Origin of the sequence: Corynebacterium kefirresidentii, assembly GCF_016599755.1 — a bacterium.
In the GTDB taxonomy this organism is placed as follows: domain Bacteria; phylum Actinomycetota; class Actinomycetes; order Mycobacteriales; family Mycobacteriaceae; genus Corynebacterium; species Corynebacterium kefirresidentii.
The window spans coordinates 590,117-609,913 of record NZ_CP067012.1; the positions used below are offsets into that span (position 1 = coordinate 590,117).

The following is a 19,797-nucleotide window of genomic DNA, read 5'->3' on the forward strand; positions in this document are numbered from 1 at the left end:
CTTCTGTAAAGTAACTATCCGTGCCAGAGAGCACACATAATTTAAAATGGCCTTGTGGCGCAGTTGGTTAGCGCGCCGCCCTGTCACGGCGGAGGTCGCGGGTTCAAGTCCCGTCAAGGTCGCGGAAACCTTCGGGTTTCTGGCCAGATAGCTCAGTCGGTAGAGCACACGCCTGAAAAGTGTGGGGTCGCCAGTTCGATCCTGGCTCTGGCCACAATAATGGCTCCTCTTAAGAGGGGCCATTTTTGCTTTAGTATAGGTGCATGGAACACGCTATTGCACACCAGACCGATAAATCCCGTTACGTCCTCACCGTGGACGGTACTGAGGCGGGTGCTTGCTACTACGTAGACGCGGGCGATACCCGCGAGTTCAACCACACGGTCATCAAGGATGCTTTTCGCGGCCAAGGACTGTCTGCGCCGTTGATTAAGGCTGCGCTTGATGATGCCCGGGGCGTCGGCAAGCAAGTCATCGCTTCCTGCTCCGCCGTGGCGCACTTTATAGAAAAGAATCCCGAATACCGCGACCTGCTACGCCCAGAAGGCATATAAAAAGCGGCCCACAAGTGCCTGTGGGCCGCTGGGAGAGAATTTAGATGTAGTAGTCGGGGTCGACCAGTTTGATGCGCTCATTTGGATTGCGTGGGCGGTTCTTGGCCGGGATGCCCACCGCGATATGTTCGGCGGGCACGTCCTTCGTCACTACGGCATTGGCGCCAATGGCCGATCCCTCACCGATCGTGATGGGGCCGAGTACCTTAGCGCCTGCGCCGATGACTACATTGTCCTCGATGGTGGGGTGGCGCTTAGTCTGAGTGAGTACCTGGCCACCGAGGGTGACACCGTGGTAAAGCATGACGCCATCGCCAATCTCGGCGGTTTCACCGATGACGATGCCCATGCCGTGGTCAATAAAGAAGCGGCGACCGATAGTGGCGCCCGGGTGGATTTCCACGCCGGTAAAGAAGCGGTTAATTTGCGCTAATATGCGCGCGGGCCCGCGTAGGCCGCGCTTCCACATCCAGTGCGAAATGCGATGAGACCACACCGCGTGGAGGCCGGAGTACACTATTGCATTTTCGACGTCGCCGCGAGCGGCTGGATCGTGATCTCTTGCATTCGCTAAGTCTTCACGGATGTAGCTCATAATGTTCATGCTCACATAGTACTGGCATAAAAAAGGCACCCGCCAAGGTTGGCGGGTGCTTTTATTCATCCGAAGTGATTTAAGCCTCGCGGATGTCCTCGAAGAGGATGGTGGAGACGTAGCGCTCACCGAAGTCCGGTAGGACAACCACGATGGTCTTGCCCTCAAACTCTGGGCGCTCTGCCAGCTTCAAAGCTGCAGAGACGTTAGCGCCGGCGGAAATGCCTACCAGCAGGCCTTCCTGGGTGGCCAAGTCGCGGGAGGCCTTAATGGACTCCTCGGTGGTGGCGGTAAAGACTTCGTCGAGAAGCTCGCGGTCAAGTACCTCAGGAACGAAGTTGGCGCCGATGCCCTGGATCTTGTGCGGGCCAGCGTGGCCTTCAGATAGGACAGGGGAGTCGGACGGCTCGACGGCGGCCAAGTGCAGGTCCGGATTCTTGGACTTGAGGAAGCGACCCACACCGGTAACGGTGCCGCCGGTGCCTACACCAGCAACGAAGGCATCAACCTTGCCCTCGGCGTCTTCCCAGATCTCCGGGCCGGTGGTCTCCTCGTGCATCTTCGGGTTTGCCTCGTTGGCGAACTGTGCAGCCAGGATAGCGTTGTCGTTCTCGGCGACGATTTCATTCGCCTTGTCGACGGCGCCCTGCATGCCCGCCGCGCCTGGGGTCAGTACAATCTCTGCGCCATAGGCGCGCAGCAGCACCTTGCGCTCGTTGGACATGGTCTCCGGCATGGTCAAGATGACCTTGTAGCCCAAAGTGGCGCCGGCCAGAGCTAGGGCAATGCCGGTATTGCCGGACGTGGCTTCCACGATGGTGCCGCCCGGCTTGAGCTGACCAGACTTCTCAGCGGCCTCAACGATGGCCTTGCCGATGCGGTCTTTCACGGAGTTAGCGGGGTTAAAAGATTCAACCTTGGCAAGCACGGTTGCACCCTTGCCCTCGGTAAGACGGTTTAGGCGGACCAGCGGGGTGCCGCCGATGGTTTCCATAATGTTGTTGTAGACAGCCATTGTATTGACTCCTTTGGGAATCGGATTTGGATTCAAATCGTGTACAACGCAAGGGTACACTACACAAGTAGACCGGTCAGTATATAAATTCTAGACCGGGCATTCGGGCATTCCATGTGGGATTACAACACCGGATAAGCCAGGGGCGATTTCGAATTACCCCCACATGCTGTCTATACTTCCACTCAGTTGCCCGCTGGCCCCCAAATTCCCGGGGGGAAGACGGGTACACCTGCTTGGTTACCCCCGACGAGGAAAGAGTCTCATGGAGTCGCATCGCCTCAAAGATGATGAAGAATCCGTACGCGCGGCGTTATCGTCCCTGAAAACCGCTACAGGTATTCCGGTGACGATGTATGCCACGCTGCTGCCAGACAATCGCTTGCAGATTACGCAGTGGGTGGGCCTACGTACCCCAGCGCTGCAGAATCTGATCATTGACTCAGGCGTTGGTGTGGGTGGGCGAGTGGTGAGCACTCGCCGCGCGGTAGGCGTCTCCGATTACACCCGTGCTACTACCATTTCGCACGAGAATGATCGCGTAATCCAAGACGAGGGCCTGCACTCCATCGTGGCTGTGCCCGTTACGGTCCAGCGCGAAATCCGCGGCGTCCTCTACGTGGGAGTGCATTCACCAGTTCGCCTGGGCGACAAGGTCATTGAAGAAGTGACGATGACCGCGCGCACTCTTGAGCAGGACCTAGCTGTAAATTCCGCGATGCGCCGCGCCGATGGGTCTAAAGGCGGAGCCGCCCGCGGCCACGTTATGAACGGTGCTGAGTGGGAACAGGTACGCTCCACCCACTCCAAGCTGCGCATGCTGGCTAACCGCGTGGAAGACGAGGAGCTGCGCAAGGAACTGGAGACGCTATGTGACCAGATGGTTTCTCCGGTGCGCGTGAAGCAATCCACCAAGCTCTCCGCCCGCGAGCTCGACGTTCTCTCTTGTGTGGCCCTGGGCCACACCAACGTGGAAGCGGCTGAGGAAATGGGAATCGGCGCAGAAACTGTGAAGTCTTATCTGCGCTCGGTAATGCGTAAACTCGGTGCGCACACCCGCTACGAGGCGGTCAATGCCGCCCGTCGCATCGGCGCGTTGCCTTAAGAACCGGTAGCGTAGGCAGTTGTGAAAGATCAGTTTATTGTTTCCGGCGGTGCCCGCTTAGAGGGCACCGTCAAAGTAGATGGCGCAAAAAATAGCGTCTTAAAGCTCATGGCCGCATCCTTGCTGGCGGAGGGCACTACGACGCTGACCAACTGCCCAGAAATTCTGGACGTCCCCCTGATGAAGAAGGTCCTCGAGGGGCTCGGTTGCGAGGTAGTTATCGAGGGCTCTGAAGTCCGGATTACTACTCCTGCGCAGCCACAATCTAATGCGGACTTTGATGCAGTCCGCCAGTTCCGCGCCTCCGTTTGTGTGCTCGGACCCCTGACCTCCCGCTGTGGTCATGCCAAGGTAGCGCTGCCCGGCGGCGACGCGATTGGTTCCCGCCCGCTAGACATGCACCAGACGGGCCTGGAAAAGCTGGGCGCTACCACTCGTATTGAGCACGGTGCCGTCGTGGCAGAAGCCACCCACCTACGTGGCGCGAATATTCGCCTTGATTTCCCGTCAGTGGGTGCAACCGAAAACATCCTCACCGCCGCGGTTCTCGCTGAGGGGGAAACCGTTCTGCATAATGCGGCTCGTGAGCCCGAAATCGTCGATCTGTGCACCATGCTCAAATCCATGGGTGCCGATATCGAAGGTGAAGGAAGCTCGGTGGTGACTATCCGGGGCGTCGATAAGCTGCAGCCCACCCAGCACGAGGTTATCGGTGACCGCATCGTGGCAGGTACATGGGCATATGCCGCCGCCATGACCCAGGGGGACATCACGGTGGGCGGTATCTCACCGCGCCACCTGCACCTGCCACTGGAAAAGCTGAAGTCCGCCGGTGCCGAACTGGAAACCTATGAGAACGGCTTCCGCGTACGCATGGATCAGCGCCCGCAGTCGGTGGACTATCAGACCCTGCCATTTCCGGGGTTCCCTACTGATTTGCAGCCTATGGCCATTGGCATCTCCGCCATTGCGGACGGAACGACGGTCATTACAGAGAATGTCTTTGAATCCCGCTTCCGTTTTGTAGATGAAATGCTGCGCCTGGGTGCCGACGCCCAGGTTGACGGCCACCATGTAGTAGTCCGTGGCAAAGAGCGGCTGTCTTCTACTCACGTATGGAGCTCCGATATCCGCGCAGGTGCGGGCTTGGTGCTTTCTGCGTTGTGTGCGGATGAGACCACTACGGTTCACGATGTTTTCCACATCGACCGCGGTTATCCGAATTTTGTAGAAAACCTGCAGCGTCTCGGCGCCACGATTGAAAGAACTCAAGAAGAAGAGCTCTTTTAACGACGTCCTCAGTACACAGTTTTCCGTAGTGTGCTGGGGATTTGTGTTGTTTGGTTGTGGTGGGCTAGATTAATCCAAGTCGCCGAGAGGTAGCCGGGAGGTTACTTGATGGTGACATTTTGTACGGACTTGGTTCGATGATTTGACTTTGTTCTTTGAGTTGAGTAAGTTTGTACGGGCTGCCGATGAGAGGTTAACGGGAAGTTAATTTTTTGTTGGTTGGTGGTGATGTTTGAGAACTCAATAGTGTGCCAATGTACTTTTTATTTTTTGTGTGCATGGTTGTGTGTTGATTGGTTTGTCTGCCAGCAGGCTTAGTGGTTTGTTGGTTGGTGTGTGCCGGTTGGGTATGTGAAACACGTACCTTTTTGAATGCTGTTTGGTGTTTCGGCTGCATTGAGATGGATTGGTTGGCATGTGATTGTGTTTACCTTTTTTGGTTTCCTCTTTTTGACCCCGTCGGGTTGAGGGGACTGTTTATTTTTTCTTTGTAGTAATTTTTTGGACGCCAGCATGAGCTGCATTTTGTGTGGTTTGTGGTGGTTTGTTCTTTTGTTGGGTTTCGGGCTTTTCACGGCCTGTTTCGGATTTGTTCTGAAATTTTTTTGTGGAGAGTTTGATCCTGGCTCAGGACGAACGCTGGCGGCGTGCTTAACACATGCAAGTCGAACGGAAAGGCCCTGCTTGCAGGGTACTCGAGTGGCGAACGGGTGAGTAACACGTGGGTGATCTGCCCTGCACTTCGGGATAAGCCTGGGAAACTGGGTCTAATACCGGATAGGAGCCATTTTTAGTGTGATGGTTGGAAAGTTTTTTCGGTGTAGGATGAGCTCGCGGCCTATCAGCTTGTTGGTGGGGTAATGGCCTACCAAGGCGGCGACGGGTAGCCGGCCTGAGAGGGTGGACGGCCACATTGGGACTGAGATACGGCCCAGACTCCTACGGGAGGCAGCAGTGGGGAATATTGCACAATGGGCGCAAGCCTGATGCAGCGACGCCGCGTGGGGGATGACGGCCTTCGGGTTGTAAACTCCTTTCGCTAGGGACGAAGCTTTTTGTGACGGTACCTAGATAAGAAGCACCGGCTAACTACGTGCCAGCAGCCGCGGTAATACGTAGGGTGCGAGCGTTGTCCGGAATTACTGGGCGTAAAGGGCTCGTAGGTGGTTTGTCGCGTCGTCTGTGAAATTCCGGGGCTTAACTCCGGGCGTGCAGGCGATACGGGCATAACTTGAGTACTGTAGGGGTAACTGGAATTCCTGGTGTAGCGGTGAAATGCGCAGATATCAGGAGGAACACCGATGGCGAAGGCAGGTTACTGGGCAGTTACTGACGCTGAGGAGCGAAAGCATGGGTAGCGAACAGGATTAGATACCCTGGTAGTCCATGCCGTAAACGGTGGGCGCTAGGTGTGAGGGTCTTTTCACGACTTTCGTGCCGTAGCTAACGCATTAAGCGCCCCGCCTGGGGAGTACGGCCGCAAGGCTAAAACTCAAAGGAATTGACGGGGGCCCGCACAAGCGGCGGAGCATGTGGATTAATTCGATGCAACGCGAAGAACCTTACCTGGGCTTGACATACACCGGATCGGGCTAGAGATAGTCTTTCCCTTTGTGGCTGGTGTACAGGTGGTGCATGGTTGTCGTCAGCTCGTGTCGTGAGATGTTGGGTTAAGTCCCGCAACGAGCGCAACCCTTGTCTTATGTTGCCAGCATTTGGTTGGGGACTCATGAGAGACTGCCGGGGTCAACTCGGAGGAAGGTGGGGATGACGTCAAATCATCATGCCCCTTATGTCCAGGGCTTCACACATGCTACAATGGTCGGTACAACGCGCAGCGACACTGTGAGGTGGAGCGAATCGCTGAAAGCCGGCCTTAGTTCGGATTGGGGTCTGCAACTCGACCCCATGAAGTCGGAGTCGCTAGTAATCGCAGATCAGCAACGCTGCGGTGAATACGTTCCCGGGCCTTGTACACACCGCCCGTCACGTCATGAAAGTTGGTAACACCCGAAGCCGGTGGCCCAAACTTGTTAGGGAGCCGTCGAAGGTGGGATCGGCGATTGGGACGAAGTCGTAACAAGGTACCCGTACCGGAAGGTGCGGGTGGATCACCTCCTTTCTAAGGAGCTTTATTATTCGGGCACAGTTGTGCCTTGTCCTGCCACTTTGTGGTGGGTGTTGGTTGAGTGTGCGAGTGTCATGCTGCCAACGTTATTTGTTTGAAAATTTCCGGGTGGAAGATACACCTTTAAGACAAAGACCGAGTGTTTGAATGGCGCTTTGTGACACACAGTGTCGTGCACAGTTTGAAAAAAAGTATTTGTTTGTATGTTGGTGCATTGTTGGGTGTCTGGGGCATTATCCCCTTTTTGTGGTGCCTGACCATATGACTGGTGGACACAGTGTGTGTGCTGGTTGATGGTTGGGGTGTTGTGTGAGAACTGTATAGTGGACGCGAGCATTAAACACGTATGACGTGCTGCGCTTTGTGTGTGGTGTGTTGTGTGTGTTTGTGTGATTTCTTTTTTGTGTTTATTTTGTCAAGTTCACTTGTGTGGCCACCCGCGCTTTTTGTGTGTGGTGGTTTGTGTGTTCGTTATTAAGGGCGCATGGTGGATGCCTTGGCATGCTGAGCCGATGAAGGACGTGAAAGGCTGCGTTAAGCCTCGGGGAGTTGTCAATTAAGCGTTGATCCGAGGATGTCCGAATGGGGAAACCTGGCCCTGGTTATGTGGGGTTACCCTTCAGTGAATTCATAGCTGTTGTGGGGGTTTACGCGGGGAAGTGAAACATCTCAGTACCCGTAGGAGAAGAAAATAATAATGATTCTGCTAGTAGTGGCGAACGAACGTGGATGAGGCTAAACCGTGTGCATGTGATACCTGGTAGGGGTTGTGTGTGCGGTGTTGTGGGCCCTGATGTGCGGTGACTACCATCATCGTGCTTGCGCATTGTTGTTAGGTGAAGTGGTTTGGAATGGCCTGCCGGAGTAGGTGAGAGTCCTGTAGCTGAAGATGATGATGTGTGGGTTGTTGGGTTGCCCGAGTAGCAGCGGGCTCGTGGAATCTGCTGTGAATCTGCCGGGACCACCCGGTAAGCCTAAATACTCAGTGTGACCGATAGTGTATGAGTACCGTGAGGGAATGGTGAAAAGTACCCCGGGAGGGGAGTGAAATAGTTCCTGAAACCATGTGCTTACAATCCGTCAGAGCACCGTGTGTGTGTGATGGCGTGCCTTTTGAAGAATGAGCCTGCGAGTCAGCGGCATGTCGCGAGGTTAACCCGTGTGGGGTAGCCGTAGGGAAACCGAATCCTAATGGGGTGTCAAGTGGCATGTCCTGGACCCGAAGCGGGGTGATCTACCCATGGCCAGTGTGAAGCAGCTGTAAGAGGTTGTGGAGGCGCGAACCCACGTAGGTTGAAAACTGCGGGGATGAGCTGTGGGTAGGGGTGAAAGGCCAATCAAACTCCGTGATAGCTGGTTCTCCCCGAAATGCATTTAGGTGCAGCGTCGTATTATAGCTTGGTGGAGGTAGAGCGACTGGTTGGTTGAGCGGGACTACAATCTTAGCAATGTCAGCCAAACTCCGAATGCCACTAATTGTGTTGTACGGCAGTGAGACTGTGGGGGATAAGCTTCATAGTCGAGAGGGAAACAGCCCAGATCGCCGGTTAAGGCCCCTAAGGGTGTACTAAGTGGAAAAGGATGTGGGATCGCGAAGACAGCCAGGAGGTTGGCTTAGAAGCAGCCATCCTTGAAAGAGTGCGTAATAGCTCACTGGTCGAGTGGTTCTGCGCCGACAATGTAGTGGGGCTCAAGTACACCGCCGAAGCCGCGGCAACAATTTTTTTGTTGGGTAGGGGAGCGTCGTGCATGGGTTGAAGCGTTACCGTAAGGAGGCGTGGACTGTGTGCGAGTGAGAATGCAGGCATGAGTAACGAATTGATAGGTGAGAATCCTATCCGCCGGATGACTAAGGGTTCCTGGGTCAAGTTCGTCTTCCCAGGGTGAGTCGGGACCTAAGGCGAGGCCGACAGGCGTAGTCGATGGATAACCAGTTGATATTCTGGTACCCGTACATGCGCGCCCATGATAAAGCACTGATACTAACCACCGCGGATGCATTGCTGGTCTTCTTTGAAGTCTGGTGGTGTTGATGTCGTGGGGCCTGATGTGTGGTTCAAGTGATGGGGTGACGCAGTGAGGTAGCCACGCCACTTATTGGATTGGTGGTGTAAGCGTGCAGACCGTGTGGTAGGTAAATCCGCCGCACATTTTGGTTGAGGCGTGATGCGTAGACCCATTGGGGTTGATGGTGGTGATCCTGTACTGTCGAGAAAAGCCTCTAGCGATGTGTGTGTATGGCCCGTACCCTAAACCGACACAGGTGGTCAGGTTGAAAATACTAAGGCGTTCGGGTGAACTGTGGTTAAGGAATTCGGCAAAATGCCCCCGTAACTTCGGGAGAAGGGGGCCCTACGATGTGAGCATCCTTGCGGTGTTAAGCGTTGTGGGGTCGCAGAGAATAGAGGGAAGCGACTGTTTATCAAAAACACAGGTCCATGCGAAGACGTTAAGTTGATGTATATGGACTGACGCCTGCCCGGTGCTGGAAGGTTAAGAGGACCGGTTAGTCAACGTTGTTGGCGAAGCTGAGAATTTAAGCCCCAGTAAACGGCGGTGGTAACTATAACCATCCTAAGGTAGCGAAATTCCTTGTCGGGTAAGTTCCGACCTGCACGAATGGCGTAACGACTTCTCTGCTGTCTCAACCACAGGCCCGGTGAAATTGCACTACGAGTAAAGATGCTCGTTACGCGCGGCAGGACGAAAAGACCCCGGGACCTTCACTATAGCTTGGTATTGGTGTTTGGTTCGGTTTGTGTAGGATAGGTGGGAGACTTGGAAGCTATCACGCTAGTGGTGGTGGAGTCGTTGTTGAAATACCACTCTGATCGGATTGAGCATCTAACCTTGGCCCATGATCTGGGTTGGGGACAGTGCCTGGTGGGTAGTTTAACTGGGGCGGTTGCCTCCCAAAATGTAACGGAGGCGCCCAAAGGTTCCCTCAGCCTGGTTGGCAATCAGGTGGTGAGTGTAAGTGCACAAGGGAGCTTGACTGTGAGACAGACATGTCGAGCAGGGACGAAAGTCGGGACTAGTGATCCGGCACCTACTTGTGGATGTGGTGTCGCTCAACGGATAAAAGGTACCCCGGGGATAACAGGCTGATCTTCCCCAAGAGTCCATATCGACGGGATGGTTTGGCACCTCGATGTCGGCTCGTCGCATCCTGGGGCTGGAGTAGGTCCCAAGGGTTGGGCTGTTCGCCCATTAAAGCGGCACGCGAGCTGGGTTCAGAACGTCGTGAGACAGTTCGGTCTCTATCCGCCGCGCGCGTTGAAACTTGAAGAAAGCTGTCCCTAGTACGAGAGGACCGGGACGGACGTACCTCTAGTGTGCCAGTTATCCCGCCAGGGGTATCGCTGGTTGGCTACGTACGGAAGGGATAACCGCTGAAAGCATCTAAGCGGGAAGCCTGTTTTAAGATGAGGTTTCGTTAAGGTCCCCTAAAGACGATAGGGTAGATAGGCCAGACCTGGACGCACTGTAAGGTGTGAAGGCTACTGGTACTAATTGACCACAACAAACACCAACACACACTATGTGTGCTGGCAAAAAGCAACAAAACAAGAAACAGTCACTGTCGTGACCGCGTCCACTATGCAGTATCTGACACAACACCCAAACACCCAAAAAGAGGGTAGATGTTCTGAAAGTTTGTCGGTGGTCAATAGCTGCAGGGAAACGCCCGGTCCCATTCCGAACCCGGAAGCTAAGCCTGCACACGCTGATGGTACTGCAACCGGGAGGTTGTGGGAGAGTAAGTCACCGCCGACACCAAACAACACAAACACAACAAAATACAACAAAGAAGCCGTAAACACACAACACAGTGATGTTTACGGCTTTTTTGCGTTTTCCACATACTTTACAGCCGCCTTCGGTCCGGAAGATCAGCCGTCTTGACTGCCCGTACTTGACTTCCCGTAGGGGTTATGTGAAGAAGCGGCCATTAATCCGCCTAAAGACACCAGCGATGCCAACCCTCAACCTTTCCTTTTACCCCCGTTGCCTATTAAGGGTCGACTCTGGGGATCCCTGCGGGTTTAGGTAATCCTATTCGAACACAAACACCCCCACCAAGGTCATATGTCCGGTACTTGGGATAGTATTTGAGTACTCGTTAGAAAACAGATACGAATCTGTCTCTTCTCGTTGGAGTGCCCCGCTGTGACTGCCACATTATCCCCACCCGAACCTGATGTTGCCCTCGACTACCCCGACACCCTACTCATTGACGACCCAACCTCCACCGGCCCCAACATCGAGCCGGAAGTCCCCGAAGCGTTCTATACCACCAACGCACCCGGCAACCACATCGGCCAAGCCGGCACCTACACGCGTAAAACTTCCTGGTTCCTCTACCGCGCAATCCTGCCCCAACTAGACGACGACGTCGACTTAACCCTCACCAGCCTGGCCAAAGACCTCGGCATCTGCTATTCCAAACTTCTCGGGTATATCCGCGCCCACTACCGCATGCGCCAACTACCCCTCGTCACCGAAGTGCAAGGCCAGCACTGGATACTCGATCTGACCAAACTGCGCATCATCGACCGCGAACTCAACAGACTTGAAGACAACCCTGACCACCTCGAAGCTATCGACGCAGCACTCGCAGACTTCCTCACACCCACCACACCGAACGAAACAGTACCCGCCGACGCCGACCTACGCCGGTTTATCCGCACCTTCATCGACACCCATCTGCGCCCAGAAGATAAAGAACAAAAACCCGAACCACGGCTGCGCATCAACTACAACCCGGACAACACCACCACACTCACCCTCACCTGCGATACTGCTACCGCCACCGTTATCGCCCACCACATCGACGCCTACACCAATAAAGCCAAAACCACCGCAGCACAAGGCCTTATCGACCTCATCTTGGAAGACACCCAAACTAGCGTCGCGATCAACACCTTTACCACCAACGAAGACACCAACAGCGTCTACATCCCAGGCGCCGGATGGATAAACCTCAACCAGGCGCCCACAGACACAACTTTCTTACGCCGCCTTGTCGCCGACGAGGTTGATGGATACATCCCAAATGCGGACATCCGCGCCTACACCCAAGGCAGAGACGCCACCTGCCGCTGGCCCGGCTGCACCATCCCCGCCACACAGTGCCAACTAGACCACCGCATCGAGTACCACCTAGGCGGACCCACCAGTCCGGATAATTTAGTGAATCTGTGCCAACACCACCACAACATCAAAACCGACCGCCGCGTCCACTACATCCTCGACCCCATCACCGGCACCATCGCCTGGCTCTACCGAGACGGCACCTACCAACTAGACCACGCCACCGGACCACTAGCCACACACCAAACACACTGGAACCACACCTGGGCACAATACCTCGCACTACAACAACAAAAAACAAAAAGAGGAACGGCAACAGATTAGGTTGATTGCATCCGGAGCACGGTTGAATGAATGGTCGTGCCTCGCTTTAGTGTGCCGTTTTTCCTCCTCTGGGATGATGTTTGCCGTCGTTCAGGGTAGTTAAACTATAAGAGGTAATTTCCCATTTACAAGGAGAATTTGTCTTATGACTGATGCTGCGGCTCGCGCCGTTGACTTGTTCAAGCAATACGGAAGCGATGACACAGCCGTTGTGGCCCTGGATCATGTATCCATTGAATTCGGCAAGAACGAATTCACTGCGATCATGGGCCCATCGGGCTCCGGTAAGTCGACGCTAATGCACACCATGGCTGGTTTGGATTCCGCGACTTCCGGCTCGGCGTTTATCGGCGACACTGATATGTCGGCGCTCAACGACAAGGACATTACGGCGCTGCGCCGTGATCGGCTGGGCTTTATTTTCCAGTCCTTTAACCTTGTTCCTACGCTGACTGCCGCGGAAAACATCACGTTGCCGACCGACATTGCGGGTAAGGACGTCGATAAGCAGTGGTTCGAAGAGGTAACTCGCCGCCTAGGCTTGGCAGAGCGCTTGGAGCACCGTCCAGCTGAGCTTTCTGGCGGCCAGCAGCAGCGCGTAGCCTGCGCTCGCGCATTGGTTTCCCGTCCGGAAATTATCTTCGGCGATGAGCCAACCGGCAACCTGGACTCCAATTCTTCGGCCGAGGTGCTCGATATTTTGCGCACGGCAGTGGACAAGGATGACCAAACCGTGGTCATCGTGACGCACGATGCGAAGGCAGCGTCGTACGCGGACCGAGTGGTTTTCCTTGCTGACGGCAAGCTTGTCAACGAGTTGCACAATCCGACGATGGAGGCCATTCACCAGGTAATGGCGGAGATTGAGGGCTAAATGGCACGCGGAAATGCAATGCGCAGAGTGTCCCTGCGCAATATCGTGGCGCATAAGTTGCGCCTTGGGCTGACAATTCTCGCGGTGGTCTTGGGCACAGCGTTTATTGCCGGCTCGTTTATGTTCACCAATTCGCTGAAGTCTACATTTGACTCCGCCGTGGATAATGAATTTCGTGGCGTGGATGCGGTGGTGAGCCAGAAGGACGACAATGGCGCGAAGCTGGATGAAAAGCTTCGCCAGAAGTTGGCCGATGATGAAGATGTCAAGAACATCAATATTGCGGATTCGGAGACTGTCGTCGCAGCCAATGAGAACTCGGAGGCCTATCAGACTCAGGGCGGTACGGCCAGCGTTGTCCCGTTTTATCCAGAGGATAAGGTCGTTGGTGGTGCCGATAAGCTGAAGGAGGGCGAGGAGCCGAGCGGTAAGGACGAAGTCCTTGTCAATTCCTCCGCGGCGGATAAATACGGAATCTCCGTGGGACAAAAGCTCATTGTGGTTCACCCCGATGAGCAGGATACGGTTACCGTTTCTGGTATCTCGGAGCCCGCCGTCGACCAGGGCGATAGCATCGTGCTGAGCATGGCCGAGAAGGACTACCTGGAGCGCTACGGCGATCCGAGCCAGCTCAAGGTTTCTGCGGCCGAAGGCGTGGATGCGAACGCCTTGGTGGATCACCTAAATGACAAATATGACGTCAAGGCGGAGTCGGGCGAGCGCCTGGCGGAGGAAACCTCTGAGATGATGTCCTCCGCCTTGAAGTTCATTAACTACTTCCTCATTGCGTTCGGCCTGATTGCACTGCTGGTGGGCACGTTTATCATCGCTAATACCTTCTCCATGATTGTCGCGCAGCGCACCAAGGAATTCGCTCTCCTGCGTGCGCTGGGTGCTTCCCGCCGCCAGATTACGAACTCGGTGGTGGTGGAATCTGCCATCGTGGGACTTCTGGGTTCCATTGTCGGCGTTGTTGCCGGCATGGGCTTGGTGGCCATCATCAAGGCAGTAATGAGCGCGAAAGGAATGCCGTTCGACGGTGGCTTGGGCCTGAGCGTTTCGGCCATCGTGGTCCCGATTATTTTGGGCACCATCGTGACGGTCGTATCCGCGTGGGCCCCGGCACGGCGCGCAGGTCGCGTGCAGCCGGTTGAAGCGATGCGCACCACCGAGTCTGCTTCCGCAACGTCCCTGAAGGTCCGCACGATTTTCGGTGCCATTATTTTGCTGGTTGGCATTGTTGCGGCGTTGGCAGGCGTGCTTTCCGACGGCGAGACGAACGTCCGCGCCGTCCTCGTCGGTGTGGGCGCGTTCGGGATCATTGTCGGATTCTTCTTGGCTGGCCCAGCCCTGTCGCTCCCTTTGGTGCCGACGGTAGGCAAGGTAATCGGTGCGCCTTTCGGTGCTATCGGTTCTTTGGCGGCGACGAACTCGCGTCGCAATCCACGCCGCACGGCTGCTACTGCATTTGCCCTGACCCTAGGCGTGGCCTTGGTGACGGCTATTGGCATGCTTGGCGCGACGATGAAGTCCTCCGTGGCCGATACCGTGGAGCAGAACATCACCTCCGATTACCTCCTTTCTGGCCCTAGCTCCGGTGAATTCCCAACACCGAAGGACACTGGTAAGCGTGCGGCTGAGGCTGAGGGCGTAGATAAGGCCATCACCATCGGTATGGCTCCGGTGACCGTTGATGGTCAGGCATCGATGGATTATGGTCCGCAATTCCAGCAGACCACGACTGCGGATGGAGATCCGTCGTCGATGATTGCGCTCGACATGGTCGAGGGCGATGCCAACTTGGATAAGGGATTCATTGCTACCGAAGACTTTGCCAAGGAACACGGCTGGAAGGTAGGAGAGACCTATAAGGTAGCTTCTGCGGAAAAGGACAAGAAGGCCGAGGCCAAATTGGTCGGCATCTTTAAGCCCACCGATGTGGTGCAGAATATGGTGCTCTCACAGGAGGTAGCTGAAAAGGTTGCACCGGAGAAGTCCTTTACCGTCCAGATGGTGGGCGTCTTGGGTCAAGAAGGCTATGACAAGGAAGAACTGCGCCATAACCTGGAGGATGCGGTCAAGGATCTGGTTGTGGTTCAGGTCAATTCCGGTGAGGAGTATGCGGGCCAAGCTGCAGGCTTTATTGACCAGATGCTCTCCATCCTTTATGGTCTGCTCGCCCTTGCCGTCATTATTGCGGTGTTGGGCATTGTCAATACCTTGACCTTGGGTGTAATCGAGCGCCGCCAGGAGATCGGTATGTTGCGGGCTGTGGGCACACAACGCCGCCAGATCCGCACGATGATTACCCTGGAGTCGGTGCAGATCGCGCTCTTTGGCGCGGTGATGGGCATCCTCATTGGGCTCGGCTTGGGCTGGTCCTTCATCAAGATCCTCGGCGATGAGGGACTAGACTCTGCGCAGATTCCGTGGGCGATGGTGCTCATTATGCTTGTGGGCTCGGCCCTCGTCGGCATTATCGCGGCAGTATGGCCGTCGCACCGCGCGGCGAAGACGCCGCCATTGGAAGCAATCGCCGACTAGCTGCCTAGTCTAAGGCCTCCCCTCATCACACGTTGAGGGGAGGCCTTAATGCTTTTACGCGGCCATCCATGCCTTGACTGCCGATACCGCATCCTTGGTCTTCATATCGGGCAGGTAGGCGTGCATGGTGGCCAGCGCGATGGAAGGAAGCTTCAATTCATCGTGATAGCACAGGTACCACGGGTGCTCCTCGGGTTGGAATTTGCGCTTGCTGGCCGCGAGGGTGCGGAAGCCGTAGAGCGGTTCGACTTCTTCCCCAATGCGATTGAGGGCGACGTCGAGCCAGTTAGGCTCGTCAGGCTGTCCAGCCAATGGCGCACCGGACAAGGAGATCCAGGCAAGGCCTTCGGACTGGGCAATGAGCATTGCCTCTGAGATGAGGAGCTCAATTACTCCCTTAAAGCCGTGTTCGTTGCGGCGCATGACGTCGAGAACGTAGCCGGTAATAGCACCGTTTTCGTATACCGGCATCCAACTGGTCACACCGTGCAAAGTGCCGTCGGCGGACTCAGCAAGCAAAAGCCGGGTGCCGGTCACCGTCATTTCTTCTAAGCCGCCGAGGGTAAAGCCCATCTCGGGTAGGGCCTTGTCGGAAACCCAGTCCTCGCTGAGTGCGCTAATGCGGGCGATAGAAGCAATATCTAGCTCCTCCCACGTGGTCCACCGAGTGCTAACGCCTTCCTTCTCGGCTTTGTTTCGGGCCGTGCGCACATTTTGGAATTTCTTTCCTTTGAATTCCACGGATTCGCAGTTGAGGACTGCTTCTTCTGCAACTTGAAGGCGCTTGAGCTGCGGGTGAGCATCCGCGAACTGCGCATTGACGGAATACCACGCCACGGCCCAGCCTTGCTCGGAGGCAAAGCGCTCGAATTCGGCGCTGATATCGCGGCCGACGGGGGCGCCCAGCGTGAGCGCAATGCCATTGGAGACACGATAGGCCACATAGGAGTCACCGTGGAAGAAGTACCGGTTGGATTTCCACAGCGTCATAAAGGAAAGATGATCGCCGGTGCCGGATTCGAGCAGGCGGCGGGCCGAGTCGCGGTCGGATTCTTGCGCAGGGTCAACGGGCCGAGAAAAGCCAAGGTAGAGCCGGACTGCCAGCAGGATCCAGAAGGCGTTTCCAACCCATAGGTAGATGAACCAGGAAAACATCGTTGCCGGCGCGACGTGGTGGGGAAGGATAAGCGCAACAACGGCCGGAACGAAGCGCAAGGGAGTCTCTGCGAGGATGTCGGCAAGATTTGCTGGGGGAACGGTGTTGTGCAACGAGGCCGTAAGGATCCATAAGCCCGCGCCGAGGGAAGAGGCAAGGATGGCGAAGACAATAGTGCGGGAGAAAAATGCGCGGTTTTCGCGGATCCGGAAGAGCGAATAATTGATAAGCAGCATGAATAGCGCCAAGAGCCAGGGCAGGATGACGAGCACGAGGTTGGGCAGGAGGTAGCTCAGGCGGGAATCATCCCAAAGCTGGTAGGTCAGCAACGCGATGGCCAGTACTTGGGTGATAACCGCCATCCACCAAGCGAGCACGCGGCCCCGCATGAGACCAAAGCACACCACCAGCTGGATGATGAATGGCATGATATTGGCTACCAAGGCGCCGATGCCTTGGGCACGGGCGAGATCGACTGCGGCAGTGCAACTGGTAGAAGTTAGCGAATCTGCGCAGACTTGAGTGGCCTCCAGAGCCGAAAGGTGTGGTGCCCACAGGAGCTGTGTGATTTGGGAGAACGGACCTTCGGCCATGGGGTCGAGTGCCACGAAGGCAGGGCCAATGGCTACGCAGGCGATACCGACGGCGAGGAGCACGCGACGCTCCCTGATGGAAGGCGGCGCGGATTCGGGCTTAAAGAGCAATTGGCCAGCCGTAATGGAAAGCATGGCGGCGACGATGCCGAGAACATCTGACATGGTGCCGGAGTAGAGCACAAAAGTGGCGGTAAGCACGATAAGCGAAACGCGCAGTCGGCGGCGCCATAGGCGGGGGAGTAAAGCCGAAGCAAAACCAGCGGCACCGGCGATAAAGCCGATAGGGGTGAGGAAGGTATCGCTCAATAAGTCATTGCCCCATCGATTTAGGCCTACGGTCTCAATGCCGCGGGCGAGCACGATGGACAGCGGGACGCTGATGAGCTGGGAGACAACTCCTACCGCCAATGTGCGCAAGGACCCTAAGCGCCATTCAGCGGGAACGAGCCAGAGCACGATGAGCACGGACAAAATAATGGCGCCACCGGGGTGCGCGGTAGTCAGCGCCAGCCAGTGGGAGGTGGGGAAATCCACTAGGTGAAGTGCCCACATAATGACTAAGACGGCTAGGGAAACGGGAAACCTGGTCAGGATGGTTTTAAGAACGGACATCGTGGGCTCCAATTCCATCGAAGGGATCCTTGATAGCGGTCATTCCACCGCGGCTAGCGGCCCAAGCGAAGGATTCGCGCAGGGCTGGGCGCCACACCTGGAAGGAGTGGCCGCCGGGCCGGGTGCCAAAGTAGGTTTTCATGCCGGCGGCGCGGGCGGCATCGGAAAGCGAGCGCAAAGCATTGACCGAAGCAGTGTCCTTATCGCCAGCGATGAAGATGGCTTGGGTAGAGAAGTGCTTGTGGGCGAGCAGGTGGGCGGGGTCTTGGTCATTGAAGGCGGATTCGTCCCCGGCGAAGAATTTCTTCACCGTCGCCGCGTGGTTGCCAATGGTGGGCTCAGCCTCGCCGGAAATGTCGATGATGGAACCATAGGCTTCGGGGCGGTTGGTGGCGATCTGTAGGGAGCAGGTGCCGCCGTAGCTTAATCCGCCCACCGTCCAGGTGCGCTGATCCGGGTTGACTTTGAATTTTTGTTTAATGGCCTGTGGTACGTCCTGGCTGAGGTAGGTCATTACCTTAGCCTGGGAGCTATCGGCGCAAATGGGGTTGGCGGTTTCGGAGCCGGTGGCGTCCACGGCTATGACGATGGGGCTGCGGCCCCCGTTAGCCGCCTGGAATTGGTCTGCAGTTTCGGCCGCCTCGCCCGAACCAAACCACTGATCTGGGCCGCCCGGGTTGCCGTGCAGGAGCACGATGACAGGCAAGGTGTGGTCCGTCCAGTATGCCGGCGGAATATACGCCGTGGCTTGCCGAGCGGCGAAATGGGAGGTGGTGCCGGGAAGATCCACATGGACGATGGCTGCACCAGACTTGGTGTGGGAAAACTCTTCGTAGCTCATTTCCTTTGCCACAGGGCGCGGGTCAAGGGACGCAATATCTGGATAGGTTTGATATTCCATGTTGACGATGCCGACCGTGGCCAAAAGGGAAAAGATTCCGGCGGTGACCGTGACAATCTTGGGCTTGCGTATCAGCGCCGCCACGGGGACGAAGGCGGCGAGGAAGATGTACCACGGTACTTGCCAGTGACGGAGTAGGAACCAAGCAATAATGCACAGCAGGGCGGCGATGACCAGTGGCCACACCTTGCGTTGGAGGAGAATGATGATGGCCGCAATCGCGAGGATGGCGTAAAAGATCACGCCATTGATGGGATCCGCCAAAGGCAGATTCAAAAGGAAACTCACGCGAAAAATATTAGGCCTGAGCGGGCCAAAAGTAACTGCTAGATAGCTGGGAGTTTACCCCTTAAATCCCGTGATAAATGCGGGCCGTCCAGATGGTGCCGCGCCAGGCCAAAACGATGCCCAGTCCGATGGTCCAGAAGAGGTATTTGCTAAGCCGCCACCACTGCCTGCGTTTGATCATTTCTCCTAGTTCCTTGGCCAGCGTGGACCAGGTGGACAGGCCACCTGCAAGGCCGAGGGCGAGGAAGGGGTGGATGAGGGGGACGTCGGCAAGCTGGGCGAAACCATAAGCCAGGCCGAGGGCGAGGGAACCCAAAATATTCGCCACGAAGGTGCAATAGGGGGCAGGTAAAAGCCGGGTAAAACCATAGCGGAGGCTGCCGCCTATGAGGCCGCCGAGAAGGACGCAAAGAAGATTCATCGCAGCTTGTCACCCGCCAGGTAGCCGCCCACGCAGCCAACGATGGTGGCTAGAACATAAGCCAGAGCGATGGTCCAGTGCGCCTCGGAGGTCAGGAAAGCGAAGGTAGCGAAGCTAGTGAAACCGCCCAGCACGCCCGTGCCCCAGAATGGGCTGGGGCGGAAAAAACCCATGAGCGCGCTGCCAAGGATATTGATGATGAGCAGCGGGAACATGCCGCCGCCGAGTGCTACGGAAAGCAAGTATCTGGCAGCCGCACCGAGCGCGGCGCCAGCACCCACGACGAGGAATTGAGGCATG

12 protein-coding genes, 2 tRNA genes and 3 rRNA genes are annotated in these 19,797 nt (G+C 56.1%); 11 read left to right on the forward strand and 6 right to left on the reverse strand.

Annotated features, from left to right (window positions below):
* Window positions 1-48: 48 nt before the first annotated feature.
* From I6I12_RS02945 to I6I12_RS02955, 3 genes are all read left to right on the forward strand, one after another.
* Window positions 49-122, forward strand: a tRNA-Asp gene (locus I6I12_RS02945).
* Window positions 123-141: 19 nt separating this feature from the next.
* Window positions 142-214, forward strand: a tRNA-Phe gene (locus I6I12_RS02950).
* Window positions 215-263: 49 nt separating this feature from the next.
* Window positions 264-554 (forward strand): GNAT family N-acetyltransferase, encoded by a 291-nt coding sequence (locus I6I12_RS02955; protein WP_023019851.1) that lies wholly within the window; start codon window positions 264-266, stop codon window positions 552-554.
* Between the two features lie 40 nt (window positions 555-594).
* Here I6I12_RS02955 and epsC read toward each other — a convergent pair whose 3' ends face one another.
* Both epsC and cysK read right to left on the reverse strand, forming a co-directional pair.
* A complete protein-coding gene (gene epsC, locus I6I12_RS02960) occupies window positions 595-1,158 on the reverse strand; it encodes a serine O-acetyltransferase EpsC (protein WP_034655513.1) in 564 nt (187 codons plus the stop codon).
* 70 nt (window positions 1,159-1,228) lie between these two features.
* Complete coding sequence (gene cysK, locus I6I12_RS02965) at window positions 1,229-2,164, reverse strand: cysteine synthase A (RefSeq protein ID WP_023019849.1); 936 nt, start codon at window positions 2,162-2,164, stop codon at window positions 1,229-1,231.
* A gap of 265 nt (window positions 2,165-2,429) precedes the next feature.
* Between cysK and ramA the strand changes: the two genes are divergently transcribed.
* The 8 genes from ramA (at window position 2,430) to I6I12_RS03005 (ending at window position 15,523) form a co-directional block, all read left to right on the forward strand.
* Complete coding sequence (gene ramA / locus I6I12_RS02970; protein WP_005325834.1) at window positions 2,430-3,269, forward strand: acetate metabolism transcriptional regulator RamA; 840 nt, start codon at window positions 2,430-2,432, stop codon at window positions 3,267-3,269.
* Window positions 3,270-3,290: 21 nt separating this feature from the next.
* Complete coding sequence (gene murA / locus I6I12_RS02975) at window positions 3,291-4,559, forward strand: UDP-N-acetylglucosamine 1-carboxyvinyltransferase (protein ID WP_023019848.1); 1,269 nt, start codon at window positions 3,291-3,293, stop codon at window positions 4,557-4,559.
* Window positions 4,560-5,163: 604 nt separating this feature from the next.
* A 16S ribosomal RNA gene (locus I6I12_RS02980) occupies window positions 5,164-6,681 on the forward strand.
* A gap of 470 nt (window positions 6,682-7,151) precedes the next feature.
* Window positions 7,152-10,219: ribosomal RNA gene (locus I6I12_RS02985) — 23S ribosomal RNA — on the forward strand.
* Window positions 10,220-10,346: 127 nt separating this feature from the next.
* Window positions 10,347-10,464: ribosomal RNA gene (gene rrf, locus I6I12_RS02990) — 5S ribosomal RNA — on the forward strand.
* Together the 16S, 23S and 5S rRNA genes form the textbook arrangement of a ribosomal RNA operon.
* Window positions 10,465-10,857: 393 nt before the next feature.
* A complete protein-coding gene (locus I6I12_RS02995) occupies window positions 10,858-12,105 on the forward strand; it encodes an HNH endonuclease signature motif containing protein (protein WP_200288677.1) in 1,248 nt (415 codons plus the stop codon).
* Window positions 12,106-12,250: 145 nt separating this feature from the next.
* Window positions 12,251-12,979, forward strand: a complete 729-nt coding sequence (locus I6I12_RS03000) for an ABC transporter ATP-binding protein (protein WP_200288678.1) — start codon at window positions 12,251-12,253, stop codon at window positions 12,977-12,979.
* Window positions 12,980-15,523 carry an ABC transporter permease gene (locus I6I12_RS03005; RefSeq protein WP_200288679.1) on the forward strand — a complete coding sequence of 848 codons (2,544 nt, stop codon included), beginning with the start codon at window positions 12,980-12,982 and terminating at the stop codon, window positions 15,521-15,523. It begins immediately after the preceding gene.
* 54 nt (window positions 15,524-15,577) lie between these two features.
* On the opposite strand, the gene I6I12_RS03010 is transcribed toward I6I12_RS03005, so the two are convergent.
* From I6I12_RS03010 to I6I12_RS03025, 4 genes are all read right to left on the reverse strand, one after another.
* Window positions 15,578-17,887 carry a bifunctional lysylphosphatidylglycerol flippase/synthetase MprF gene (locus I6I12_RS03010; RefSeq protein ID WP_200288680.1) on the reverse strand — a complete coding sequence of 770 codons (2,310 nt, stop codon included), beginning with the start codon at window positions 17,885-17,887 and terminating at the stop codon, window positions 15,578-15,580.
* A complete protein-coding gene (locus I6I12_RS03015; protein WP_200288681.1) occupies window positions 17,874-19,076 on the reverse strand; it encodes an alpha/beta hydrolase in 1,203 nt (400 codons plus the stop codon). Before I6I12_RS03015 ends, I6I12_RS03010 begins: the two co-directional genes overlap by 14 nt.
* A 61-nt stretch (window positions 19,077-19,137) precedes the next feature.
* Entirely contained in the window at window positions 19,138-19,497 is a 360-nt protein-coding gene (locus I6I12_RS03020; protein ID WP_200288682.1) for a FluC/FEX family fluoride channel, read from the reverse strand.
* Window positions 19,494-19,796 carry a fluoride efflux transporter family protein gene (locus tag I6I12_RS03025; protein ID WP_023020839.1) on the reverse strand — a complete coding sequence of 101 codons (303 nt, stop codon included), beginning with the start codon at window positions 19,794-19,796 and terminating at the stop codon, window positions 19,494-19,496. Before I6I12_RS03025 ends, I6I12_RS03020 begins: the two co-directional genes overlap by 4 nt.
* Between the last annotated feature and the right edge of the window lies 1 nt (window position 19,797).